The organism is Escherichia sp. S10b, from assembly GCF_028421345.1.
In the GTDB taxonomy this organism is placed as follows: domain Bacteria; phylum Pseudomonadota; class Gammaproteobacteria; order Enterobacterales; family Enterobacteriaceae; genus ECMA0423.
The window spans coordinates 165556-190965 of record NZ_JAHZSO010000167.1 but is presented as its reverse complement, the minus strand read 5'-3'; the positions used below and the strand labels follow the sequence as shown (position 1 = coordinate 190965).

The following is a 25410-nucleotide window of genomic DNA, read 5'->3' as shown; positions in this document are numbered from 1 at the left end:
GCCGTAGCGCCGATGGTAGTGTGGGGTCTCCCCATGCGAGAGTAGGGAACTGCCAGGCATCAAATAAAACGAAAGGCTCAGTCGGAAGACTGGGCCTTTTGTTTTATCTGTTGTTTGTCGGTGAACACTCTCCCAACCAGGACAAATCCGCCGGGAGCGGATTTGAACGTTGCGAAGCAACGGCCCGGAGGGTGGCGGGCAGGACGCCCGCCATAAACTGCCAGGCATCAAATTAAGCGAAAGGCCATCAGTCACGATGGCCTTTTTGCGTTGGTGAAAAAAATGCCGGGTGCGACGCTGGCGCGTCTTCTCCAGCCTGGGCAGGCACGGCAGGGGCGGCTTATTCCCCCACATACGCCAGATTCAGCAACGGATACGGTTTCCCCAAATCGTCCACCTCAGAGCGTCCCGTAACCTTAAAACCCACCTTCTTATAGAACCCAACCGCCTGCTCATTTTGCTCATTAACGTTGGTTGTCAGTTCCGGTGCCATCGAGAGCGCATGCTCCACCAGCATCCGACCCACGCCGCAGCCGCACACATCAGGATCGATAAACAGCGCATCCATATGCTGCCCACTTAACAACATAAACCCAACCGGCTGATCCCGTTCATTAACCGCGACCCACAACGGTGCTTCCGGCAGAAAGGAACGAACCAGCTCTTCCAGCTCGGCCCGATACTCTGCTGATAAAAAATCGTGGGTGGCATCGACAGATCGACACCAAATCGCAACGAGTTCCTCCCCTTCCTCATGCCGTGAGCGGCGAATACTAATAACCATTTTCTCTCCTTTTAGTCATTCTTATATTCTAACGTAGTCTTTTCCTTGAAACTTTCTCACCTTCAACATGCAGGCTCGACATTGGCAAATTTTCTGGTTATCTTCAGCTATCTGGATGTCTAAACGTATAAGCGTATGTAGTGAGGTAATCAGGTTATGCCGATTCGTGTGCCGGACGAGCTACCCGCCGTCAATTTCTTGCGTGAAGAAAACGTCTTTGTGATGACAACTTCTCGTGCGTCTGGTCAGGAAATTCGTCCACTTAAGGTTCTGATCCTTAACCTGATGCCGAAGAAGATTGAAACTGAAAATCAGTTTCTGCGCCTGCTTTCAAACTCACCTTTGCAGGTCGATATTCAGCTGTTGCGCATCGATTCCCGTGAATCGCGCAACACGCCCGCAGAGCATCTGAACAACTTCTACTGTAACTTTGAAGATATTCAGGAACAGAACTTTGACGGTCTGATTGTAACCGGTGCGCCGCTGGGCCTGGTGGAGTTTAATGATGTCGCTTACTGGCCGCAGATCAAACAGGTGCTGGAGTGGTCGAAAGATCACGTCACCTCGACGCTGTTTGTCTGCTGGGCGGTACAGGCCGCGCTCAATATCCTCTACGGCATTCCTAAGCAAACTCGCACCGACAAACTCTCTGGCGTTTACGAGCATCATATTCTCCATCCTCATGCGCTTCTGACGCGTGGCTTTGATGATTCATTCCTGGCACCACATTCGCGCTATGCTGACTTTCCGGCAGCGTTGATTCGTGATTACACCGATCTGGAAATTCTGGCAGAGACGGAAGAAGGGGATGCATATCTGTTTGCCAGCAAAGATAAGCGCATTGCCTTTGTGACGGGCCATCCCGAATATGATGCGCAAACGCTGGCGCAGGAATATTTCCGCGATGTGGAAGCCGGACTAGGCCCGGAAGTACCGTATAACTATTTCCCGCACAATGATCCGCAAAATACACCGCGAGCGAGCTGGCGTAGTCACGGTAATTTGCTGTTTACCAACTGGCTCAACTATTACGTCTATCAGATCACGCCATACGATCTACGGCACATGAATCCAACGCTGGATTAATCTTCTGTGATAGTCGATCGTTAAGCGATTCAGCACCTTACCTCAGGCACCTTCGGGTGCCTTTTTTATTTCCGAAACGCACCTCAGGAGGTGAATAAATTTTATTCATATTGTTATCAATAAGTTATCAAGTATTTTTAATTAAAATGGAAATTGTTTTTGATTTTGCATTTTAAATGAGTAGTCTTAGTTGTGCTGAACGAAAAGCGCACAACGATCCTTCGTTCACAGTGGGGAAGTTTTCGGATCCATGACGAGGAGCTGCACGATGACTGAACAGGCAACAACAACCGATGAACTGGCTTTCATAAGGCCGTATGGCGAGCAGGAGAAGCAAATTCTTACTGCCGAAGCGGTAGAATTTCTGACTGAGCTGGTGACGCATTTTACGCCACAACGCAATAAACTTCTGGCAGCGCGCATTCAGCAGCAGCAAGATATTGATAACGGAACGTTGCCTGATTTTATTTCGGAAACAGCTTCCATTCGCGATACGGACTGGAAAATTCGTGGTATTCCCGCGGACTTACAAGATCGTCGAGTCGAGATAACTGGCCCGGTTGAGCGCAAGATGGTGATCAACGCACTGAACGCCAATGTGAAAGTCTTTATGGCCGATTTCGAAGATTCACTGGCACCAGACTGGAACAAAGTGATCGACGGGCAAATTAACCTGCGCGATGCGGTTAACGGCACCATCAGCTATACCAATGAAGCAGGCAAAATTTATCAGCTCAAGCCCAATCCAGCGGTTTTGATTTGTCGGGTACGCGGTCTGCACTTGCCGGAAAAACATGTCACCTGGCGTGGTGAGGCAATCCCCGGTAGCCTGTTTGATTTTGCGCTCTATTTCTTCCACAACTATCAGGCACTGTTGGCAAAGGGCAGCGGTCCCTATTTCTATCTGCCGAAAACCCAGTCCTGGCAGGAAGCGGCCTGGTGGAGCGAAGTCTTCAGCTATGCAGAAGATCGCTTTAATCTGCCGCGCGGCACCATCAAGGCGACGTTGCTGATTGAAACGCTGCCCGCCGTGTTCCAGATGGATGAAATCCTTCACGCGCTGCGTGACCATATTGTTGGTCTGAACTGCGGTCGTTGGGATTACATCTTCAGCTATATCAAAACGTTGAAAAACTATCCCGATCGCGTCCTGCCAGACAGACAGGCAGTGACGATGGATAAACCATTCCTGAATGCTTACTCACGCCTGTTGATTAAAACCTGCCATAAACGCGGTGCTTTTGCGATGGGCGGCATGGCAGCGTTTATTCCGAGCAAAGATGAAGAGCGCAATAACCAGGTGCTCAACAAAGTAAAAGCGGATAAAGCGCTGGAAGCCAATAACGGTCACGATGGCACATGGATTGCTCACCCAGGCCTTGCGGATACGGCAATGGCGGTATTCAACGACATTCTCGGCTCCCGTAAAAATCAGCTTGAAGTGATGCGCGAACAAGACGCGCCGATTACTGCCGATCAGCTGCTGGCACCTTGTGATGGTGAACGCACCGAAGAAGGTATGCGCGCCAACATTCGCGTGGCAGTGCAGTACATCGAAGCATGGATCTCCGGCAACGGCTGCGTGCCGATTTATGGCCTGATGGAAGATGCGGCGACGGCTGAAATTTCCCGTACCTCAATCTGGCAGTGGATCCATCATCAAAAAACGTTGAGCAATGGCAAACCGGTGACCAAAGCCTTGTTCCGCCAGATGCTGGGTGAAGAGATGAAAGTCATTGCCAGCGAACTGGGCGAAGAACGTTTCTCCCAGGGGCGTTTTGACGATGCCGCACGCTTGATGGAACAGATCACCACTTCCGATGAGTTAATTGATTTCCTGACCCTGCCAGGCTACCGCCTGTTAGCGTAAACCACCACATAACTATGGAGCATCTGCACATGAAAACCCGTACACAACAAATTGAAGAATTACAGAAAGAGTGGACTCAACCGCGTTGGGAAGGCATTACTCGCCCATACAGCGCGGAAGATGTGGTGAAATTACGCGGTTCAGTCAATCCTGAATGCACCCTGGCGCAACTGGGCGCGGCGAAAATGTGGCGTCTGCTGCATGGCGAGTCGAAAAAAGGCTACATCAACAGCCTCGGTGCACTGACTGGCGGTCAGGCGCTGCAACAGGCGAAAGCGGGTATTGAAGCAGTCTATCTGTCGGGATGGCAGGTAGCGGCGGACGCTAACCTGGCGGCCAGCATGTATCCGGATCAGTCGCTCTATCCGGCAAACTCGGTGCCAGCTGTGGTGGAGCGGATCAACAACACCTTCCGTCGTGCCGATCAGATCCAATGGTCCGCAGGCATTGAGCCGGGCGATCCGCGCTATGTCGATTACTTCCTGCCGATCGTTGCCGATGCGGAAGCCGGTTTTGGCGGTGTCCTGAATGCCTTTGAACTGATGAAAGCGATGATTGAAGCCGGTGCAGCGGCAGTTCACTTCGAAGATCAGCTGGCGTCAGTGAAGAAATGCGGTCACATGGGCGGCAAAGTTTTGGTGCCAACTCAGGAAGCTATTCAGAAACTGGTCGCGGCGCGTCTTGCAGCTGACGTGACGGGCGTTCCAACCCTGCTGGTTGCTCGTACCGATGCCGATGCGGCGGATCTGATTACCTCCGATTGCGACCCGTATGACAGTGAATTTATTACTGGCGAGCGTACCAGTGAAGGCTTCTTCCGTACTCATGCGGGCATTGAGCAAGCGATCAGCCGTGGCCTGGCGTATGCGCCATATGCTGACCTGGTCTGGTGTGAAACCTCCACGCCGGATCTGGAACTGGCGCGTCGCTTTGCACAAGCTATCCACGCGAAATATCCGGGCAAACTGCTGGCTTATAACTGCTCGCCGTCGTTCAACTGGCAGAAAAACCTCGACGACAAAACTATTGCCAGCTTCCAGCAGCAGCTGTCGGATATGGGCTACAAGTTCCAGTTCATCACCCTGGCAGGTATCCACAGCATGTGGTTCAACATGTTTGACCTGGCAAACGCCTATGCCCAGGGCGAGGGTATGAAGCACTACGTTGAGAAAGTGCAGCAGCCGGAATTTGCCGCCGCGAAAGATGGCTATACCTTCGTATCTCACCAGCAGGAAGTGGGTACAGGTTACTTCGATAAAGTGACGACTATTATTCAGGGCGGCACGTCTTCAGTCACCGCGCTGACCGGCTCCACTGAAGAATCGCAGTTCTAAGCAACAACAACCGTTGCTGACTGTAGGCCGGATAAGGCGTTCACGCCGCATCCGGCAATCGGTGCACGATGCCTGATGCGACGCTTGCGCGTCTTATCATGCCTACAGCCGTTGCCGAACGTAGGCCGGATAAGGCATTTACGCCGCATCCGGCAATCGGTGCACGATGCCTGATGCGACGCTTGCGCGTCTTATCATGCCTACAACCGTTGCCGAACGTAGGCTGGATAAGGCGTTTACGCCGCATCCGGCAATTCTCTGCTCCTGATGAGGGCGCTAAATGCCGCGTGGCCTGGAATTACTGATTGCTCAAACCATTTTGCAAGGCTTCGACGCTCAGTATGGTCGATTCCTCGAAGTGACTTCCGGGGCGCAGCAGCGTTTCGAACAGGCCGACTGGCATGCTGTCCAGCAGGCGATGAAAAACCGTATCCATCTTTACGATCATCACGTTGGTCTGGTCGTGGAGCAACTGCGCTGCATTACTAACGGCCAAAGTACGGACGCGGCATTTTTACTGCGCGTTAAAGAGCATTACACGCGGCTGTTGCCGGATTACCCGCGCTTCGAGATTGCGGAGAGCTTTTTTAACTCCGTGTACTGTCGGTTATTTGACCACCGCTCGCTTACTCCCGAGCGGCTTTTTATCTTTAGCTCTCAGCCAGAGCGCCGCTTTCGTACCATTCCCCGCCCGCTGGCGAAAGACTTTCACCCCGATCACGGCTGGGAATCTCTACTGATGCGCGTTATCAGCGACCTGCCGCTGCGCCTGCGCTGGCAGAATAAAAGCCGTGACATTCATTACATCATTCGCCATCTGACGGAAACGCTGGGGACAGACAACCTCGCGGAAAGTCATTTACAGGTGGCGAACGAACTGTTTTACCGCAATAAAGCCGCCTGGCTGGTGGGCAAACTGATCACGCCTTCCGGCACGTTGCCCTTCTTACTGCCGATCCACCAGACGGACGACGGCGAGTTATTTATTGATACCTGCCTGACGACGACCGCCGAAGCGAGCATTGTTTTTGGCTTTGCGCGTTCTTATTTTATGGTTTATGCACCGCTGCCCGCAGCGCTGGTCGAGTGGCTACGGGAAATTCTGCCAGGTAAAACCACTGCTGAATTGTATATGGCTATCGGCTGCCAGAAGCACGCCAAAACCGAAAGCTATCGCGAATATCTCGTTTATCTACAGGGCTGTAATGAGCAGTTCATTGAAGCGCCGGGTATTCGTGGAATGGTGATGTTGGTGTTTACGCTGCCGGGCTTTGATCGGGTATTCAAAGTCATCAAAGACAAGTTCGCGCCGCAGAAAGAGATGTCTGCCGCTCACGTTCGTGCCTGCTATCAACTGGTGAAAGAGCACGATCGCGTGGGCCGAATGGCGGACACCCAGGAGTTTGAAAACTTTGTGCTGGAGAAGCGGCATATTTCCCCGGCATTAATGGAATTACTGCTCCAGGAAGCAGCGGAAAAAATCACCGATCTTGGTGAGCAGATTGTAATTCGCCATCTCTATATCGAGCGGCGGATGGTGCCGCTCAATATCTGGCTGGAACAAGTGGAAGGTCAGCAGTTGCGCGACGCCATTGAAGAATACGGTAACGCTATTCGCCAGCTTGCCGCTGCTAACATTTTTCCTGGCGACATGCTGTTTAAAAACTTCGGTGTCACCCGTCACGGGCGTGTGGTTTTTTATGATTACGATGAAATTTGCTACATGACGGAAGTGAATTTCCGCGACATCCCGCCGCCGCGCTATCCGGAAGACGAACTTGCCAGCGAACCGTGGTACAGCGTCTCGCCGGGCGATGTTTTCCCGGAAGAGTTTCGCCACTGGCTATGCGCCGACCCGCGTATTGGTCCGCTGTTTGAAGAGATGCACGCCGACCTGTTCCGCGCTGATTACTGGCGCGCACTACAAAACCGCATACGTGAAGGGCATGTGGAAGATGTTTATGCGTATCGGCGCAGGCAAAGATTTAGCGTACGGTATGGGGAGATGCTTTTTTGAGTAAAGCTTCCATATAATTTTTCTCCGCAATGTATCGAGGGTTATCCGTAAAGCCAAAGCTTTCAGCCATCTTATTTAATGTATTAAGGATTAATTCAGCAATAACCCGGTGACCAAATTCAAAAGCCAACTCAAAGGCAGAGTATTTTTGTGGCGCTTTGTGTTGCCAAAAATCCATAATATCTTCAGCGGTAAATCCAAACAGGCGTGCATGGTCAGATAAAGCAAGATAAACCGTCTCTACAACATTTTGTTGTTTATGCTGTATCGCTGAAAACAAACCGGGATATTCATTAGAATTATTTGCCAGGAGGAGGGGCTTCATATTTTTTTTATCGAATTTAAACGTATTAAACAGAGTGGGTAATGCGTTAAAAATAGTATTAATAACGTTCATATGTCCACTATTATAGGCAGTCAACATTTCTGTTCTATGTAGTTCTGGCATTTTCTGGAGCTGAATCATCAGTTGCGTAAGTTGGTGATTCTGACCAATTGCCATTAGCAAATTCATCGTTGCTGGTGATAATGGAGGGGTTATTTCATCCACAGATCCTTTTAACATCAATAGCTGTTCTTTCGGAAGTGCTGGAATTATTGCAACAGATTGGTTAATAACATGATCATTTGACCATTTCAGGAGGCTATAATCTACATTCATAAAATCCATCAGAGAATAGTGTTTAATATCCTCTTTGCTTTCGCTCATAATTCTTATTTTATCGTTAGTTACATTAGGATCATAAACCGAAACCACGTAATGGGTACATCCTTCAGTTGTGTTCTTTATTCTTAGTCGGGCCGTCAAAGCATGGTTATCTACCAATAATATGGCAGCCATAACACTGATGCCATTTGATTCCATCTTGTCAAAATATGCCTTCATAACTAGCCCGAAATCACCGCAGGCAGCAACACAACGCCCCTCAGGACGGCTGGAAATCAACGCCAAAGTCTGGTTTTTGCATTTTTTGTTGAAGTGCGTGAGAAATTTTTCAGCTGAAGAGTAATCATCTTGATGGGGTTTGTAATTAACATTCTGATAAATATCATTAATATATTGTGCAGCAATGTGTCGGCATACTATACGGTTTTGGGGGCGCCCCGGAAAATAACATTGACCATTAAGTTTAACTCTTGGGAAGTCTTTTTCTTTTCTATCTGAGTTTAGATTTAATTTTTGTTTATCAAGAGCGTCTGAGCGTTGAGGTAAAATTTCCATTAGGTATTCTTCAAATATTGGAGCAATGGTTTGAGTGAGTGTCGTGTTTTCATTTTTATTAATTATCGTAATTTCTTTTTTATCAGTCTGTAAGACAGACGTGGAAAATTTAATGACAAAATCCTTGTTGCTAAAGATATGACGACCGTTTTGTCTACAGTTCTCTGAGAAGCTTTTTAATAGAGGCGTCGCCAGCTCCTTGCCAGAAAATTTATCCTCGAGTTCTTTATAAAACAATTCACTCAGGTTTTGGTGTTCATTTGTCTGGGCTGTATTATTAATATTTGCAGAGAAAGAACTACGAGGAATACGAGTAATCATTTAAATATCTCATTGTTTATTGATGTCTTGAATTTTAACTATCAGAACAGTGAAAAAATTTAATATGATTACAAGTAAAGAAATATCATAAATCGCTCAATCTCATAATGAAACCGTAAAAGTTTCGGCGTAATGAGATCTTGCGATTTTGTTAATAATTAAGTGGTTTGATGTTTAAAAATAATGCTGAGTTAATAAAAGTGTGCGAAGTGTATGACAATAAGTTATTTTGGCGTCAATGCGATTAACAGACACCCTTATTCTATTGCCACTCAGATATGACGGGCAGAATATTGCCTCTGCCCGCCAGAAAAAAGTCAGCGCATTCCACCGTACGCCAGCGTCACTTCCTTCGCCGCTTTAATCACCATTGCGCCAAACTCGGTCACGCGGTCATCGGTAATACGTGAAATCGGTCCGGAAATTGAAATTGCGGCAAACGGTTCGCGGTGCTCATCGAAAATACACGCTGCAAGGCAACGTAGCCCCAGCGCATGTTCCTCATCGTCAAATGAATAACCCCGTTTGCGCGTTTGGGCGAGATCTTCTTTTAAATGCACAGGAGACACCAGCGTTGCGTGGGTATAGGCATGTAACCCTTTGCGGTGCAGCAGCTTCGTCACCTGTTCTTCGCTCAGTTGGGCTAAAAAGGCTTTACCCGCACCGGAAGCGTGCATCGGCAATTTACCGCCGATAGGCGCGGACATTCGCATCAGGTGGGTACACTGTACCTGGTCGATAATAATCGCTTCGTGATCGCTTTGATCAAGCACCGCCATATTGACCGTTTCGCCAGACTCTTCCATTAGATTGCGCAGGATAGGGTGAACAATTGCTAACAAATTACGGCTCTGGAGAAAGCTGCTGCCGACCATAAAGGCATGTGCGCCGATTGCCCAGTGTCCCAGTTCGCCAACCTGACGCACGAAACCCTGCTGTTGCATCGTGGTTAGCAGGCGGTGGGTCGTGGAATTGGGTAACCCGGCTTGTTGCGCCAGTTCCGTGAGTGCCACACTGCCATTGGATTCGGCAATCCACTCCAGTAATTTCAGGCCACGCGTTAAAGACTGAACCTGTCCAGTCGCTGGTGCGGTGGCAACGGCGGGTTTTCTGCCGCGTTTCGCGGGAATGGGTGCGACCATGACAGTCTCCTTTTTCTGTATCGTGGAAATCATTTTCATTTTTATTGTTAGCTAATGCAATAGTTGCTGAACTGATCCGATGAGTTAATGTTGAACAAATCTCATGTTGCGTGGTGGTCGCTTTTACCACAGATGCGTTTATGCCAGTATGGTTTGTTGAATTTTTATTAAATCTGGGTTGAGCGTGTCGGGAGCAAGTGTGAGCAGCAAAGTGGAACAACTGCGTGCGCAGTTAAATGAACGTATTCTGGTGCTGGACGGCGGTATGGGCACCATGATCCAGAGCTATCGACTGAACGAAGCCGATTTTCGTGGTGAACGCTTTGCCGACTGGCCATGCGACCTCAAAGGCAACAACGACCTGCTGGTACTCAGTAAACCGGAAGTGATCGCCGCTATCCACAACGCCTACTTTGAAGCGGGCGCGGATATCATCGAAACCAACACCTTCAACTCCACGACCATTGCGATGGCGGATTACCAGATGGAATCCCTGTCGGCGGAAATCAACTTTGCGGCGGCGAAACTGGCGCGCGCCTGTGCTGATGAGTGGACCGCGCGCACCCCGGAGAAACCGCGCTACGTTGCCGGTGTTCTCGGCCCAACCAACCGCACGGCGTCTATTTCTCCGGACGTCAACGATCCGGCATTTCGTAATATCACTTTTGACGGGCTGGTGGCGGCTTATCGAGAGTCCACCAAAGCGCTGGTGGAAGGTGGTGCGGATCTGATCCTGATTGAAACCGTTTTCGACACCCTTAACGCCAAAGCGGCGGTCTTTGCGGTGAAAACGGAGTTTGAAGCGCTGGGCGTTGAGCTGCCGATTATGATCTCCGGCACCATCACCGACGCCTCCGGGCGCACGCTCTCCGGGCAGACCACCGAAGCATTTTACAACTCATTGCGCCACGCCGAAGCTCTGACCTTTGGCCTGAACTGTGCGCTGGGGCCAGATGAACTGCGCCAGTACGTGCAGGAGCTGTCACGGATTGCGGAATGCTACGTCACCGCGCACCCGAACGCCGGGCTACCCAACGCCTTTGGTGAGTACGATCTCGACGCCGACACGATGGCAAAACAGATACGTGAATGGGCGCAAGCGGGTTTTCTCAATATCGTCGGCGGCTGCTGTGGCACCACGCCACAACATATTGCAGCGATGAGTCGTGCAGTAGAAGGATTAGCGCCGCGCAAACTGCCGGAAATCCCCGTAGCCTGCCGTTTGTCCGGCCTGGAGCCGCTGAACATTGGCGAAGATAGCCTGTTTGTGAACGTGGGTGAACGCACCAACGTCACCGGTTCCGCTAAGTTCAAGCGCCTGATCAAAGAAGAGAAATACAGCGAGGCACTGGATGTGGCCCGCCAGCAGGTGGAAAACGGTGCGCAGATTATCGATATCAACATGGATGAAGGGATGCTCGACGCCGAAGCGGCGATGGTGCGTTTTCTCAATCTGATTGCCGGTGAACCGGATATCGCTCGCGTGCCGATTATGATCGACTCCTCAAAATGGGATGTCATTGAAAAAGGTCTGAAGTGTATCCAGGGCAAAGGCATTGTTAACTCTATCTCGATGAAAGAGGGCGTCGACGCCTTTATCCATCACGCGAAGCTCTTGCGTCGTTACGGTGCGGCAGTGGTGGTAATGGCCTTTGACGAACAGGGACAGGCCGATACCCGCGCACGGAAAATCGAGATTTGCCGTCGGGCGTACAAAATCCTCACCGAAGAGGTTGGCTTCCCGCCAGAAGATATCATCTTCGACCCGAACATCTTCGCGGTCGCAACCGGCATTGAAGAGCACAACAACTACGCGCAGGACTTTATCGGCGCGTGTGAAGATATCAAACGCGAACTGCCGCACGCGCTGATTTCCGGCGGTGTATCTAACGTTTCTTTCTCATTCCGTGGCAACGATCCGGTGCGCGAAGCCATTCACGCGGTGTTCCTCTACTACGCTATTCGCAATGGCATGGATATGGGGATCGTCAACGCCGGGCAACTGGCGATTTACGACGACCTACCCGCTGAACTGCGCGACGCGGTGGAAGATGTGATTCTTAACCGTCGCGACGATGGCACTGAGCGTTTACTGGAGCTTGCCGAGAAATATCGCGGCAGCAAAACCGACGACACCGCTAACGCCCAGCAGGCGGAGTGGCGCTCGTGGGAAGTGAATAAACGTCTGGAATACTCGCTGGTTAAAGGCATTACCGAGTTTATCGAGCAGGATACCGAAGAAGCCCGCCAGCAGGCTACGCGCCCGATTGAAGTGATTGAAGGCCCGCTGATGGACGGTATGAACGTGGTCGGCGATCTGTTTGGCGAAGGGAAAATGTTCCTGCCACAGGTGGTCAAATCGGCGCGCGTCATGAAACAGGCAGTGGCGTATCTCGAACCGTTTATTGAAGCCAGCAAAGAGCAGGGTAAAACCAACGGCAAGATGGTGATCGCCACCGTGAAGGGCGACGTCCACGACATCGGTAAAAATATCGTTGGTGTGGTGCTGCAATGTAACAACTACGAAATTGTCGATCTCGGCGTTATGGTGCCTGCGGAAAAAATTCTCCGTACCGCTAAAGAAGTGAATGCTGATCTGATTGGACTTTCGGGGCTTATCACGCCGTCGCTGGACGAGATGGTTAACGTGGCGAAAGAGATGGAGCGTCAGGGCTTCACTATTCCGCTATTGATTGGCGGCGCGACCACCTCAAAAGCGCACACGGCGGTGAAAATCGAGCAGAACTACAGCGGCCCGACGGTGTATGTGCAGAATGCCTCGCGTACCGTTGGTGTGGTGGCGGCGCTGCTTTCCGATACCCAGCGTGATGATTTTGTCGCTCGTACCCGCAAGGAGTACGAAACCGTACGTATTCAGCACGGGCGCAAGAAGCCGCGCACACCACCGGTCACGCTGGAAGCGGCGCGCGATAACGATTTCGCTTTTGACTGGCAGGCTTACACGCCGCCGGTGGCGCACCGTCTCGGCGTGCAGGAAGTCGAAGCCAGCATCGAAACGCTGCGCAATTACATCGACTGGACACCGTTCTTTATGACCTGGTCGCTGGCCGGGAAGTATCCGCGCATTCTGGAAGATGAAGTGGTAGGCGTTGAGGCGCAGCGGCTGTTTAAAGACGCCAACGACATGCTGGATAAATTAAGCGCCGAGAAAACGCTGAATCCGCGTGGCGTGGTGGGCCTGTTCCCGGCAAACCGTGTGGGCGATGACATTGAAATCTACCGTGACGAAACGCGCACTCATGTGATCAACGTCAGCCACCATCTGCGTCAACAGACCGAAAAAACGGGATTCGCTAACTACTGTCTCGCTGACTTCGTTGCGCCGAAGCTTTCTGGTAAAGCAGATTACATCGGCGCATTTGCCGTGACTGGCGGGCTGGAAGAGGACGCACTGGCTGATGCCTTTGAAGCGCAGCACGATGATTACAACAAAATCATGGTGAAAGCGCTTGCCGACCGTTTAGCCGAAGCCTTTGCGGAGTATCTCCATGAGCGTGTGCGTAAAGTCTACTGGGGCTATGCGCCGAACGAGAACCTCAGCAACGAAGAACTGATCCGCGAAAACTACCAGGGCATCCGTCCGGCACCGGGCTATCCGGCCTGCCCGGAACATACGGAAAAAGCCACCATCTGGGAGCTGCTGGAAGTGGAAAAACACACTGGCATGAAACTCACAGAATCTTTCGCCATGTGGCCTGGTGCATCGGTTTCGGGTTGGTACTTCAGCCACCCGGACAGCAAGTATTACGCGGTAGCGCAAATTCAGCGCGATCAGGTTGAAGACTATGCCCGCCGTAAAGGTATGAGCGTTACCGAAGTTGAGCGCTGGCTGGCACCGAATCTGGGGTATGACGCGGACTGATTCACAAATCTGTCACTTTTCCTTACAACAAACAGGGCGCTCAATGAGTGCCCTGTCTCTTTATTAATATGAAACACTTATACTGGAAACAGGCTGGAATAATCTTAGCCGGAAAAACGAATGTCAAAAGGCACAGTAAAGATGCCAGTCAACGTGTTTCCGGTCCTTTGGTCATTCAATTGCTTCAGGAACATATAACGATAAGGAGAACCTGAACTCGTGTTAACGCTGCTTCACCTGCTTTCTGCCGTCGCCCTGCTGGTCTGGGGGACTCATATTGTTCGAACCGGCGTAATGCGCGTCTTCGGCGCGCGTTTGCGTACTGTCCTTAGCCGGAGCGTCGAAAAAAAGCCGCTCGCCTTTTGCGCGGGGATCGGCGTTACCGCACTGGTACAGAGCAGTAATGCCACCACCATGCTGGTGACCTCGTTTGTCGCTCAGGATCTGGTAGCCCTCGCACCGGCTCTGGTCATTGTGCTGGGTGCAGATGTCGGGACGGCGCTAATGGCGCGTATTCTCACCTTCGACTTATCCTGGCTGTCACCGTTACTTATTTTTATCGGCGTGATTTTTTTCCTCGGACGCAAACAGTCACGCGCCGGGCAACTGGGCCGCGTCGGTATTGGTCTTGGGCTGATTTTGCTAGCGCTGGAGTTGATTGTGCAGGCCGTAACGCCGATCACCCAGGCAAACGGCGTTCAGGTGATCTTTGCCTCGCTGACCGGCGATATTCTGCTGGATGCGCTGATTGGCGCGATGTTCGCCATTATCAGCTACTCCAGCCTTGCTGCTGTACTGCTGACCGCGACTCTGACCGCCGCAGGCATTATCTCCTTCCCCGTGGCGCTCTGTCTGGTGATTGGTGCTAACCTCGGTTCCGGTCTGCTGGCGATGCTCAACAACAGTGCCGCCAATGCCGCAGCCCGCCGTGTCGCGCTGGGTAGTCTGCTGTTTAAGCTGGTGGGTAGCCTGATTATCCTGCCGTTTGTCCATTTGCTGGCAGAGACAATGGGGAAGCTGTCATTGCCAAAAGCGGAACTGGTGATCTATTTCCACGTCTTCTACAACCTTGTACGTTGCCTGGTCATGCTGCCATTTGTTGACCCGATGGCACGGTTTTGCAAAACGATTATTCGCGATGAACCGGAACTGGATACCCAGCTACGGCCTAAACATCTGGATGTCAGCGCGCTGGATACGCCCACGCTTGCTCTGGCGAACGCCGCGCGCGAAACCCTGCGCATTGGCGACGCCATGGAACAGATGATGGAAGGGTTGAATAAAGTGATGCACGGTGAGCCACGGCAGGAGAAAGAGCTGCGTAAGCTGGCAGATGATATCAACGTTCTCTACACCGCCATTAAGCTGTATCTGGCGCGGATGCCAAAAGAAGAGCTGGCGGAGGAAGAGTCGCGCCGCTGGGCAGAGATCATCGAAATGTCGCTCAACCTTGAACAGGCCTCCGATATCGTCGAGCGCATGGGGAGTGAAATTGCCGACAAATCACTGGCAGCACGGCGGGCATTTTCGCTTGATGGGTTGAAGGAACTGGATGCGCTCTATGAGCAATTGCTCAGTAATTTAAAGCTGGCAATGTCGGTGTTCTTCTCTGGCGATGTCACCAGCGCTCGTCGTTTGCGCCGTAGTAAGCATCGCTTTCGCATTCTTAATCGCCGCTATTCCCACGCCCACGTCGATCGCCTGCATCAGCAAAACGTGCAGAGCATTGAAACCAGTTCGCTACATTTAGGCTTACTGGGAGATATGCAGCGCCTGAACTCGCTGTTTTGTTCGGTGGCTTACAGTGTGCTGGAACAGCCGGATGAAGATGAAGGACGGGACGAGTATTAATATTGTGAATCCTGTAGGCCTGATAAGACGCGTCAAGCGTCGCATCAGGCACTATGAACAAGATGCCGGATCATGCATCCGGCAATTCACTTAAAAACGGTGACCAGCTTCTAGCGGCACCGCTTCTTCACCAGCCTTAAACACATAAGTGGTGTTCGGGCCACCCAGCGTAGCGTGACCTTTACTCACTGTGATCCAGTTACCTTCCGGTAGACCAATAATCGTCAGTTCTGGCGCGACGACCAGCAGTTCGCGAATACGCTGCTCACGGGTTTCACCTTTATGGCCTTCCGGCAGCGCGTTGGTGAAGTGCGGGTTGATTTGCAACGGGAACAGATTTAGCGCATCGAAACCTTGCGGATCGACAATCGGCATATCGTTGGTGGTACGAATGGTTGGGCAAGCAAGGTTAGCGCCTGCGCTCCAGCCAATATACAGAGCGCCACGTTTAACCACGTCAGTAATTGGTGCCAGCAGCCCGCGCTCGCGGCACTGTTTCAGCAACTGGAAAGTATTCCCGCCGCCGACAATCACGATCTCAGCATTTTCAATCGCGGCAACGGGATCGACAACGCTATGAATACCGGTGACAGAAACACCCAGCGGAGCGAGAACCGCAGCCGTTTTCGCTGTGTAATCATCCCAGGTCTGCGTTACGCCAGCGAAAGGGATAAACACCGCTGAGCGGCGACCCTGCAACTGTTCAGCAATTAGCGGCAGTGCATGTTCCAGCCAGGCTTTACCCGGCAGCGTCGAGTTACTCAATAAAAGCAGTTCCATTACTTCTCCGGTTAGTAAGAAATCACGGGAGGCATGCTACCACTGCGAATTTAACCACTTACTGACATGGCTCACGATGTCGCACATTGCTTCTGGAAAGTGATTTGAGCAGGTAACGAATTCAAGCCAATGGAAATAACAAATAGTTCGCTCATGACTATTTTTTATCAACCCAAAGGTACGGTATATTCCGTTTTTTACAGGAGAATTTATGCTGCCCGACTCATCAGTCCGTTTAAATAAATACATCAGCGAAAGCGGAATTTGCTCACGCCGCGAAGCGGATCGCTATATCGAGCAAGGCAATGTGTTCCTTAATGGCAAGCGAGCCACCATTGGCGATCAGGTGAAACCCGGCGACGTTGTGAAAGTAAACGGTCAGTTGATTGAGCCTCGGGAAGCCGAAGATTTGGTACTTATCGCCCTGAACAAGCCCGTCGGTATTGTCAGCACCACCGAAGATGGCGAGCGCGATAACATTGTCGATTTCGTTAACCACAGCAAACGCGTGTTCCCGATTGGCCGCCTGGATAAAGACTCCCAGGGGCTGATTTTCCTCACCAATCACGGCGATCTGGTGAATAAGATCCTCCGTGCGGGTAACGATCATGAGAAAGAGTATCTGGTTACGGTCGATAAACCGATTACCGATGAATTTATTCGTGGTATGGGGGCGGGGGTGCCAATCCTCGGGACAGTGACTAAAAAGTGTAAAGTCAAAAAAGAAGCGCCGTTTGTCTTCCGCATTACCCTGGTGCAGGGGCTGAACCGTCAGATCCGGCGCATGTGCGAGCATTTCGGCTATGAAGTGAAAAAGCTGGAACGTACGCGCATTATGAACGTCAGTTTAAGCGGCATTCCGCTGGGTGAGTGGCGCGATTTAACTGATGATGAGTTAATCGACCTCTTTAAGCTCATCGAAAATTCCTCTTCCGAGGCAAAACCTAAAGTGAAGGCCAAACCGAAAACAGCGGGCATCAAACGTCCAGTCGTTAAGATGGAAAAAACGGCGGAAAAAGGCGGTCGCCCGGCGTCCAACGGTAAGCGTTTTACCTCTCCGGGGCGTAAAAAGAAGGGGCGCTAATCAGCGCCTGCCGCGCGTCGACGTATTTGCTGACCAGCTAAATGACGCTTCAGGATCCGGTTTATAAGCCTGCTTTTTCTTCAACTGGCGGGCTTTTTTCGCTTCAGCCTCACGCTCGACCATTAATTTATCGATGTACTCTTTCTTAATGCTGTTGGTTTCGGAGTTGGTCAGTACGCGACCATGCGCAATCCGCGCCCGATCCAGCAGTGTTTTAAGTTCACGCTGCTCGCGTTCAGTCATCTCTTTTTGGGTAATACGGGGGAGTGCCATGATGGTGCCCTCAGTGAGCCAGAGAGTTCAGTGTACGGGAATTCGTTTGCGAGCTGAACTGATAATATTCCTTTGTTCTCTTCTTAAATATTTATCTTTCTTGATAATTGACGATAAATACAGATACAAATTTAGCGAAAAGTTTTCCCTCTACAAACAAAAATAATTTATTAAATCTTTATTTTTCATTTGGTTAATAATTTTTTCTCAATTCTGGCACGCTTCTCGCAATATCTCGTACGCGTTGAAACTGAATTACAAAGGGGGTCAAACCCCGTCGGCACACCAAGAACGGCCAGGCTGTTTTCCGGGCGTGTTCCGTCAGCCTTTGACGCCAATTATGGGTTCGATTCCCACATTCATTCCTGAAATGAATACTGGTTTTAACTTATTAAATAAAAAGTGAGGGATTGCGCAGTCAGCGATCCCCGATAACGTCGCCGATAAAGATGCCGGGTAACAGGCAAAAGGGAATTCCCCTGTCGCTTCGTGTCTGCTTCCGCGACGGCTGTTAAGCAAGGAATAGATAATGATTAAAAAAATAAGCGTAAGAAAAGATCAGCTGGCATTACTCTCCAGAAACGGCGATTACTACAAAGTGCTACATGCAGGCGAGCATCTTTTACCCTGGTTAAATACGCCAGAAGTCTTGCTGATTACGCTCGATGGCAGCGAAGTTCCCGACGTGCTGGCGGATTATTTGCGCCGCTTTCAGCCTGATTGGGTGGAGAAATATTGCCTGGTGGCAGACTTGTCGGAGATTGAAGCCGGGGCGTTGTATATGGACGGTATTTTGCAGGAGATCCTGCCGCCATCAACGCGCCGTTTGTACTGGCGTGTAGAGGATGATTTGACACTGGTGCGGATGAATACGCAGCAAGTCCAGGTACAAACGGAGGTGATGAATGCGGTATTGCAACCACGGCGCAAAGGGGCAGTTAAAGGCCGCGATGCGATACTCACGGTGCAGGTTCCGGCCTGGCATGTAGGCGTGCTGAAAATCGATGGTGAAACGCAGGCGCTGTTACCGCCGGGGCTGACCGCATACTGGAAAATTAACCATCTGGTTGACGCTGAAGTGGTTGACACCCGCTTGCAGGTACTGGAAGTCAGCGGGCAAGAAATCTTAACGAAAGATAAGGTCAATCTGCGGATTAACCTCGCCGCTAACTGGCGCTACAGCGACGTGTTGCTGGCATTTAGTCAGTTAACGAAGCCGATTGATCATTTGTATCGGGAATTGCAATTTGCCCTGCGTGAAGCGGTAGGTACGCGTACGTTGGATGAATTGCTGGAAGATAAACAGGTCATTGATGACGTTGTCAGCGAACAGGTGAAATCGCGCATGTTGCCATTTGGTATGGAGATTGCCTCGTTAGGGGTGAAAGATATCGTCCTGCCTGGCGATATGAAAAATATCCTTGCGCAGCTGGTTGAGGCGGAGAAATCCGCGCAGGCCAATGTGATTCGCCGACGTGAAGAAACGGCAGCGACGCGTTCGTTACTCAATACCGCTAAAGTCATGGAAAACAACCCGGTAGCGTTACGCTTAAAAGAACTGGAAACGCTGGAGAGAGTGGCTGAACGGATCGATAACATCTCTGTATTTGGCGGTCTGGATCAGGTTCTGCATGGGTTGGTTAATATCAAAGGGTGAGTAACATGCCATTAAATGGAGTCAGTGCTGCGATGCGAGAAAGGGTATCGCAGCAGTTAAGAGAAATTGAACGGCGGTATGATGTGAAAGTACTGTACGCCTGTGAATCAGGGAGCCGCGGCTGGGGATTTGCCTCGCCCGACAGCGACTACGATGTACGGTTTTTGTATGTTCACCCGCTGGAATGGTATCTGCGAGTAGAGGCGCCGCGCGATGTTATTGAGTTGCCTATTGACGACGAGTTAGATGTTTCAGGCTGGGAGTGGCGCAAGGCGCTGGGATTATTGAAAGGTGCGAATCCGACGCTGATAGAATGGCTGGATTCTCCTGTGGTCTATCAACAAGATGAAGAAACGATAACGGCGCTTAAGGCAATGGTGCCGAAGTGGTTTTCTCCGCTGCGTGCGCGTTGGCATTATTATTCGATGGCGCGGAAAAACTTTCGCGGTTATTTACAAGGCGACGAAGTGCGGCTGAAAAAATACTTTTACGTGCTGCGTCCGCTGCTGGCCGTGCGTTGGGTTGAAGCGGGAAAAGGCGTACCGCCAATGCGCTTTGCTGAGCTACTGGCGGGAAGCGAACTTGATGCGCCGTTACGTGCAGAAATAGACGAATTACTGGAACGTAAACAGCGCGCAGGAGAAGCGGAATATGGTCCGCGCCGTCCATTGTTACATGCGTTTATTCGTGCGGAACTGGCGCGTGGGGAAATTCCACCGCTGTTACCGGATAGCAGAGAAGGGGACGTTAAGGAACTGGATAGCTTAATGTACCAGACGGTAATGCGCCGGGCGTGATGCCCGGCGTTATTTCACGCCATCAGCTCTTATTATTATTGTGTATTCCCGCTGATTTCATTCTGTATAAGTGTTGCAATATCGTCATTCGTTGCCGCTTGTGAACTAAATATCATCTTCTCACGCGAATACACCGCAAACTTATCTGACAGGTTCGAAGCAAACACCTTGCGGGCATTTTCTGCCAGCAAACCGGTGACGATATCATGGTGGTTTTTATCCACTTTTCGGGCAATATTTCCCGCCTCTTTGTCCTTACTATACCGTTCATTGGTGCTTTCCCAGCTTAATGCCGCTGAGGTTGTTTTTATCATGACTTCTGTTTGGTAGCCTGCATCTTTGAGTTTTTTTAATGTTTGTAACGGCGTCGCGGCATTACGAAATGTTCCTTCGACAACAATGTTGAGTTTACTGACTATCGCTCTCTCAATTGCACGTTCGACCGTTTCGCCGGAAAATTTCGCTGTATGGGTAACAAAATCATCCCCATAATTTTGGTAGATATAATTAAAATCAGGGTGTAGAAATCGAAAATCATCACCGTTAATAATCATTATATTATCTTTTGTCTCTCTTTTGGCTAATTCAATCAGAGATGATTTACCTGCTCCGGGTTGCCCACCTAAAACAAAACCAATGGGATGCTGTTGCGGTGTGACTTCATGATTTGTCAGACGCTGCCAAATAGAATCAAAAGATGCTTTATTTTCTGAATGCGTAGTATTGTTGAATTCATGCTGATATTGAGTTCTTACCTGCTGAAGGAGAATCTTACCTTGTGTAAAATCAACAAGTTCAGCGGGGGTAGAATAAAGATAATCGCGATAGCTGACTAATCGCTTGAGAGCATCGCCTGAATCCTGATGCGACGAAACTGAGCAATTATCAATGATATTTGATAAAAACGCGATGCACTGACTGGCTCCGTTTAAAAGTGCATCTTTTTCCATTAAAGTAGCCATTAACACTCCTGTTAAATGATATTTTTCGGTGATTATAATACTGTTCTACAGGAGTGATTTTGCTTTTCAGATATTATTTAATCTATGTTTTCAGTGAGGATGGCGTATAACAATCGGTGAGCGTTATACGCCAGTAGGGAAATATTACTCAAACAAATTAAAATGCAGCTTCTGCACCACCTGCTCGGCATCTTCGCCGGGCACCAGGAAGCACAGGTTATGGCTGGATGCGCCGTAACAAATCATGCGAATGTTGAACGGTTCCAGTACGCCGAATACCTCTTTGCCAACGCCGCAGGCTTTTGACAGGTCATTGCCAATCAACGCGACCAGCGCCAGACCTTCTTCTACTTCCACCCGGCACAGTGCGGAAAGCTCCATCAGCAGAGATTGCGTCAGCAACGTATCGCCAGTGGAGGTTGAACCGGTGGTATCAAGGGTTAATGCCACGCTCACTTCTGACGTGGTGATTAAGTCTACCGAAATATTATGCCGCGCGAGGATGCCGAAAACTTCCGCGAGGAAGCCGCGAGAATGCAGCATATTCAGGCTGTGCAAAGTGAGCAGAGTCTGATTGCGACGAAGCGCCAGCGCGCGGAACAGCGGCGGATTTTCAGTTTTATTGCACACCAGCGTACCACCTGCGCGTGGGTCTTTGCTGGAGCCGACAAAGACCGGGATATCGCTGCGTACTGCGGGTAGCAACGTTGCCGGATGCAGTACTTTTGCACCAAAAGTTGCCATCTCTGCCGCTTCGGCAAACGCGATTTCATCAATGCGTTTTGCTGCGGAAACTACGCGTGGATCGGTGGTGTAGATGCCCGGGACGTCGGTCCAGATATCAACACGAGATGCGTGTAAAGCCTCCGCCAGCAAGGCTGCCGTATAATCGCTGCCTCCACGGCCAAGCGTCGTTGTACGACCTTTATTTTCGCTACCGATAAATCCCTGGGTGATCACTAAGCCGTCATTGAGGCGTGGGAGCAGCTGCAGCGCGGCCAGTTCCGCCAGCGCGGCTACATCTGGCTCTGCACGACCAAATCGGTCGTTGGTACGCATCACTTTACGTACATCAAACCACTGTGCCTGAACATCGCGTTCGCGCAGGATTTCGACAAACAGCAGGGTCGACATCAGCTCGCCGTGGCTGACCAGCTCATCTGTCAGCGCCGGAGACGTTGCCAGCGCCGCCGCTTCTGCCAGAACAGTAATGTTCTCCAGCAGACGTTCAATCTCTTCACGGATAACGTTCGGGTAACGCAGACGTTCCAGAATGGCAAACTGGATGTTGCGAATAGCGTCGAGTTTTTCGAATCGCTCGCCAGGTTCCAGCCCTTCCGCTAAAGCGACCAGCAGATTAGTGATACCAGCAGAAGCCGAGAGGACTACTAAACGCACGTTGGCATCAGAAAGCACAATATCAGCGCTGCGGTTCATGGCGTCAAAATCAGCTACGCTGGTACCGCCAAATTTGGAGACAACAATTTCAGACATAACTACCTCGTGTCAGGGGATCCATTTTCAGCCTTGGCACAAGGGAAGAGCGGAAGACGGGTGGGCGCAGAGCGATACTTCGCTACTATTTTCACCCAGAAGTGCTCCACCACTTGCGAAACGCCCGACTGCGAACGCTTCTGGTGACAACCCAGGGGATTCAGCCCCTGTAGCCGATGATGAACGTGGCCAGCCGTTCAATCACCTCGGCGATGCACCCCCTCAGGTGTTATCACAGGACTGGCTCCTCCAACACCGTTACTTGGGCAACGCGCCTCTTCTGGCCTGCGCTAGCGCAGGTAGTACATTTATAAATAAAGGGTGAGCGGGGCGGTTGTCAACGACGGGGTCATGCGGATTTTTCATCCACTCCTGGCGGTCAGTAGTTCAGCTAATAAATGCTTCACTGCGCTAAGGGTTTACACTCAACATTACGCTAACGGCACTAAAACCATCACATTTTTCTGTGACTGGCGCTACAATCTTCCAAAGTCACAATTCTCAAAATCAGAAGAGTATTGCTAATGAAAAACATCAATCCAACGCAGACCGCTGCCTGGCAGGCACTACAGAAACACTTCGATGAAATGAAAGACGTTACGATCGCCGATCTTTTTGCTAAAGACGGCGATCGTTTTTCTAAGTTCTCCGCAACCTTCGGCGATCAGATGCTGGTGGATTACTCCAAAAACCGCATCACTGAAGAGACGCTGGCGAAATTACAAGATCTGGCGAAAGAGTGCGATCTGGCGGGCGCGATTAAGTCGATGTTCTCTGGCGAGAAGATCAACCGCACTGAAAACCGCGCTGTGCTGCACGTAGCGCTGCGTAACCGTAGCAATACCCCGATTTTGGTTGATGGCAAAGACGTAATGCCGGAAGTCAACGCGGTGCTGGAGAAGATGAAAACCTTCTCGGAAGCGATTATCTCCGGTGAGTGGAAGGGTTATACCGGCAAAGCAATCACTGACGTAGTGAACATCGGGATCGGCGGTTCTGACCTCGGCCCGTACATGGTGACCGAAGCACTGCGTCCGTACAAAAATCACCTGAACATGCACTTTGTTTCTAACGTCGATGGGACTCACATCGCGGAAGTGCTGAAAAAAGTAAACCCGGAAACCACGCTGTTCCTGGTAGCATCTAAAACCTTCACCACTCAGGAAACCATGACCAACGCCCATAGCGCGCGTGACTGGTTCCTGAAAGCGGCAGGTGATGAAAAACACGTTGCGAAACACTTTGCGGCGCTCTCAACCAATGCCAAAGCCGTTGGCGAGTTTGGTATTGATACTGCCAACATGTTCGAGTTCTGGGACTGGGTCGGCGGCCGTTACTCTTTGTGGTCAGCGATTGGCCTGTCGATTGTTCTCTCCATCGGCTTTGATAACTTCGTTGAACTGCTTTCTGGCGCACACGCGATGGACAAGCATTTCTCCACCACGCCTGCCGAGAAAAACCTGCCTGTACTGCTGGCGCTGATTGGCATCTGGTACAACAATTTCTTTGGTGCGGAAACTGAGGCGATTCTGCCGTATGACCAGTATATGCACCGTTTCGCGGCGTACTTCCAGCAGGGCAATATGGAGTCCAACGGTAAGTATGTTGACCGTAACGGTAACGTTGTGGATTACCAGACTGGCCCGATTATCTGGGGTGAACCAGGCACTAACGGTCAGCACGCGTTCTACCAGCTGATCCACCAGGGAACCAAAATGGTACCGTGCGATTTCATCGCTCCGGCTATCACCCATAACCCGCTCTCTGATCATCACCAGAAACTGCTGTCTAACTTCTTCGCCCAGACCGAAGCGCTGGCGTTTGGTAAATCCCGCGAAGTGGTTGAGCAGGAATATCGCGATCAGGGTAAAGATCCGGCAACGCTTGACTACGTGGTGCCGTTCAAAGTGTTCGAAGGTAACCGCCCGACCAACTCCATCCTGCTGCGTGAAATCACTCCGTTCAGCCTGGGTGCGTTGATTGCGCTGTATGAGCACAAAATCTTTACTCAGGGCGTGATCCTGAACATCTTCACCTTCGACCAGTGGGGCGTGGAGCTGGGTAAACAACTGGCAAACCGTATTCTGCCAGAGCTGAAAGATGATAAAGAAATCAGCAGCCACGATAGCTCGACCAATGGTCTGATTAACCGCTATAAAGCGTGGCGCGGTTAATTTAAAAACCTTAATAACAATGCCGACGTTATGTCGGCATTGTTTTATCAGATAAATCCCCTTGTCTGTGATTTAACGGAAATCATACCGTGAGGTTAATCCTAAAATAGATTTTTAATCGTGATTGATTTCGGAAAATACTCAGATTAATTACTTTTACTTTTATTTTAACATTATGATTTTTAATGTTATTTATATATAAGTTGTAGCTTATATTTGATATTCATTCCAATTATCCTAAAACCCCATCTCTAATTCCCCGCGCCGTAATTCGCATGCTTTAGTTGTGTATACTCGATCCCGCCCGAAATGTTTTTGGGTAAATCTCCATTCATTCAATGAAGGGAAATTGTTATGAAAAAAGTTCTGTATGGCATTTTTGCCATATCTGCGCTTGCGGCGACTTCTGCGTGGGCTGCACCTGTACAGGTGGGCGAAGCGGCAGGGTCGGCAGCAACGTCGGTTTCGGCGGGGAGTTCCTCCGCGACCAGCGTCAGCACCGTAAGCTCGGCGGTGGGTGTCGCGCTCGCGGCAACCGGTGGCGGTGATGGTTCTAATACCGGGACCACCACAACCACGACCACCAGTACCCAGTAATAAAGTATGTATCCCCAAAATAATTTGAGTCATTGCATCTGTGGCTTGAAGTATGAAGGGATTTACCATAACCACACTCCGG

General features: G+C 50.6%; 18 protein-coding genes and 1 riboswitch. Of the genes, 11 read left to right on the top strand and 7 right to left on the bottom strand.

Features of this window, described 5'->3' with window-relative positions:
• Nucleotides 1-340 precede the first annotated feature (340 nt).
• Nucleotides 341-784, bottom strand: a complete 444-nt coding sequence (locus FTE26_RS16745) for an acetyltransferase (RefSeq protein ID WP_000236974.1) — start codon at nt 782-784, stop codon at nt 341-343.
• Between the two features lie 156 nt (nt 785-940).
• On the opposite strand from FTE26_RS16745, the gene metA reads away from it, so the two are divergent.
• From metA to aceK, 4 genes are all read left to right on the top strand, one after another.
• Nucleotides 941-1870, top strand: a complete 930-nt coding sequence (gene metA, locus FTE26_RS16740) for a homoserine O-acetyltransferase MetA (RefSeq protein ID WP_001122789.1) — start codon at nt 941-943, stop codon at nt 1868-1870.
• Nucleotides 1871-2138: 268 nt separating this feature from the next.
• Nucleotides 2139-3740, top strand: a complete 1602-nt coding sequence (gene aceB, locus FTE26_RS16735; RefSeq protein ID WP_000138878.1) for a malate synthase A — start codon at nt 2139-2141, stop codon at nt 3738-3740.
• Nucleotides 3741-3769: 29 nt separating this feature from the next.
• Complete coding sequence (gene aceA, locus FTE26_RS16730; RefSeq protein ID WP_000857856.1) at nt 3770-5074, top strand: isocitrate lyase; 1305 nt, start codon at nt 3770-3772, stop codon at nt 5072-5074.
• 280 nt (nt 5075-5354) lie between these two features.
• On the top strand, nt 5355-7091 hold the full coding sequence (gene aceK / locus FTE26_RS16725) for a bifunctional isocitrate dehydrogenase kinase/phosphatase (RefSeq protein WP_001137214.1): 1737 nt from the start codon (nt 5355-5357) through the stop codon (nt 7089-7091).
• Here aceK and FTE26_RS16720 read toward each other — a convergent pair.
• Together FTE26_RS16720 and iclR are read right to left on the bottom strand one after the other, a co-directional pair.
• A complete protein-coding gene (locus tag FTE26_RS16720; RefSeq protein ID WP_272457586.1) occupies nt 7060-8634 on the bottom strand; it encodes a ShET2/EspL2 family type III secretion system effector toxin in 1575 nt (524 codons plus the stop codon). The genes aceK and FTE26_RS16720 overlap by 32 nt on opposite strands.
• Before the next feature lie 317 nt (nt 8635-8951).
• Nucleotides 8952-9776, bottom strand: coding sequence for a glyoxylate bypass operon transcriptional repressor IclR (gene iclR / locus FTE26_RS16715; RefSeq protein WP_000226403.1), 825 nt, complete (start codon nt 9774-9776; stop codon nt 8952-8954).
• A 199-nt stretch (nt 9777-9975) separates the two neighbouring features.
• On the opposite strand from iclR, the gene metH reads away from it, so the two are divergent.
• Both metH and FTE26_RS16705 read left to right on the top strand, forming a co-directional pair.
• Nucleotides 9976-13659 (top strand): methionine synthase, encoded by a 3684-nt coding sequence (metH, locus tag FTE26_RS16710; RefSeq protein WP_000096011.1) that lies wholly within the window; start codon nt 9976-9978, stop codon nt 13657-13659.
• A gap of 219 nt (nt 13660-13878) precedes the next feature.
• The gene (locus tag FTE26_RS16705; protein ID WP_000956830.1) at nt 13879-15510 is read left to right on the top strand and encodes a Na/Pi cotransporter family protein; all 1632 of its coding nucleotides are present in this window, start codon (nt 13879-13881) and stop codon (nt 15508-15510) included.
• A gap of 90 nt (nt 15511-15600) precedes the next feature.
• Here FTE26_RS16705 and pepE read toward each other — a convergent pair whose 3' ends face one another.
• Nucleotides 15601-16290, bottom strand: a complete 690-nt coding sequence (gene pepE / locus FTE26_RS16700) for a dipeptidase PepE (protein WP_000421763.1) — start codon at nt 16288-16290, stop codon at nt 15601-15603.
• Between the two features lie 211 nt (nt 16291-16501).
• Here pepE and rluF point away from each other — a divergent pair, with 211 nt between their 5' ends.
• Nucleotides 16502-17374 carry a 23S rRNA pseudouridine(2604) synthase RluF gene (rluF, locus tag FTE26_RS16695; RefSeq protein ID WP_000936370.1) on the top strand — a complete coding sequence of 291 codons (873 nt, stop codon included), beginning with the start codon at nt 16502-16504 and terminating at the stop codon, nt 17372-17374.
• On the opposite strand, the gene FTE26_RS16690 is transcribed toward rluF, so the two are convergent.
• On the bottom strand, nt 17375-17647 hold the full coding sequence (locus FTE26_RS16690) for a DUF3811 domain-containing protein (protein ID WP_001207638.1): 273 nt from the start codon (nt 17645-17647) through the stop codon (nt 17375-17377). It abuts the gene before it with no gap.
• A gap of 529 nt (nt 17648-18176) precedes the next feature.
• Here FTE26_RS16690 and FTE26_RS16685 point away from each other — a divergent pair.
• Nucleotides 18177-19304 (top strand): slipin family protein, encoded by a 1128-nt coding sequence (locus FTE26_RS16685; RefSeq protein ID WP_000592033.1) that lies wholly within the window; start codon nt 18177-18179, stop codon nt 19302-19304.
• Between the two features lie 5 nt (nt 19305-19309).
• Nucleotides 19310-20101 (top strand): nucleotidyltransferase domain-containing protein, encoded by a 792-nt coding sequence (locus FTE26_RS16680; protein WP_001130548.1) that lies wholly within the window; start codon nt 19310-19312, stop codon nt 20099-20101.
• A 35-nt stretch (nt 20102-20136) separates the two neighbouring features.
• Here FTE26_RS16680 and FTE26_RS16675 read toward each other — a convergent pair whose 3' ends face one another.
• The gene (locus tag FTE26_RS16675) at nt 20137-21063 is read right to left on the bottom strand and encodes a zeta toxin family protein (protein WP_000212693.1); all 927 of its coding nucleotides are present in this window, start codon (nt 21061-21063) and stop codon (nt 20137-20139) included.
• A gap of 144 nt (nt 21064-21207) precedes the next feature.
• Nucleotides 21208-22557, bottom strand: coding sequence for a lysine-sensitive aspartokinase 3 (lysC, locus tag FTE26_RS16670; protein WP_001290316.1), 1350 nt, complete (start codon nt 22555-22557; stop codon nt 21208-21210).
• Between the two features lie 91 nt (nt 22558-22648).
• Nucleotides 22649-22845, bottom strand: a riboswitch (Lysine riboswitch).
• A gap of 236 nt (nt 22846-23081) precedes the next feature.
• Between lysC and pgi the strand changes: the two genes are divergently transcribed.
• Both pgi and yjbE read left to right on the top strand, forming a co-directional pair.
• Nucleotides 23082-24731: a glucose-6-phosphate isomerase gene (gene pgi, locus FTE26_RS16665; RefSeq protein ID WP_000790009.1), complete on the top strand. Its 1650-nt coding sequence runs from the start codon at nt 23082-23084 to the stop codon at nt 24729-24731.
• A gap of 354 nt (nt 24732-25085) precedes the next feature.
• Complete coding sequence (gene yjbE, locus FTE26_RS16660) at nt 25086-25328, top strand: exopolysaccharide production protein YjbE (RefSeq protein WP_000757333.1); 243 nt, start codon at nt 25086-25088, stop codon at nt 25326-25328.
• Nucleotides 25329-25410 lie beyond the last annotated feature (82 nt).

Coding starts and splice junctions, on each gene's coding strand:
- FTE26_RS16745 (WP_000236974.1), bottom strand. CDS start 784: ATGGTTATTAGTATTCGCCGCTCACGGCATGAGGAAGGGGAGGAACTC.
- metA (WP_001122789.1), top strand. CDS start 941: ATGCCGATTCGTGTGCCGGACGAGCTACCCGCCGTCAATTTCTTGCGT.
- aceB (WP_000138878.1), top strand. CDS start 2,139: ATGACTGAACAGGCAACAACAACCGATGAACTGGCTTTCATAAGGCCG.
- aceA (WP_000857856.1), top strand. CDS start 3,770: ATGAAAACCCGTACACAACAAATTGAAGAATTACAGAAAGAGTGGACT.
- aceK (WP_001137214.1), top strand. CDS start 5,355: ATGCCGCGTGGCCTGGAATTACTGATTGCTCAAACCATTTTGCAAGGC.
- FTE26_RS16720 (WP_272457586.1), bottom strand. CDS start 8,634: ATGATTACTCGTATTCCTCGTAGTTCTTTCTCTGCAAATATTAATAAT.
- iclR (WP_000226403.1), bottom strand. CDS start 9,776: ATGGTCGCACCCATTCCCGCGAAACGCGGCAGAAAACCCGCCGTTGCC.
- pepE (WP_000421763.1), bottom strand. CDS start 16,290: ATGGAACTGCTTTTATTGAGTAACTCGACGCTGCCGGGTAAAGCCTGG.
- rluF (WP_000936370.1), top strand. CDS start 16,502: ATGCTGCCCGACTCATCAGTCCGTTTAAATAAATACATCAGCGAAAGC.
- FTE26_RS16690 (WP_001207638.1), bottom strand. CDS start 17,647: ATGGCACTCCCCCGTATTACCCAAAAAGAGATGACTGAACGCGAGCAG.
- FTE26_RS16685 (WP_000592033.1), top strand. CDS start 18,177: ATGATTAAAAAAATAAGCGTAAGAAAAGATCAGCTGGCATTACTCTCC.
- FTE26_RS16680 (WP_001130548.1), top strand. CDS start 19,310: ATGCCATTAAATGGAGTCAGTGCTGCGATGCGAGAAAGGGTATCGCAG.
- FTE26_RS16675 (WP_000212693.1), bottom strand. CDS start 21,063: ATGGCTACTTTAATGGAAAAAGATGCACTTTTAAACGGAGCCAGTCAG.
- lysC (WP_001290316.1), bottom strand. CDS start 22,557: ATGTCTGAAATTGTTGTCTCCAAATTTGGCGGTACCAGCGTAGCTGAT.
- pgi (WP_000790009.1), top strand. CDS start 23,082: ATGAAAAACATCAATCCAACGCAGACCGCTGCCTGGCAGGCACTACAG.
- yjbE (WP_000757333.1), top strand. CDS start 25,086: ATGAAAAAAGTTCTGTATGGCATTTTTGCCATATCTGCGCTTGCGGCG.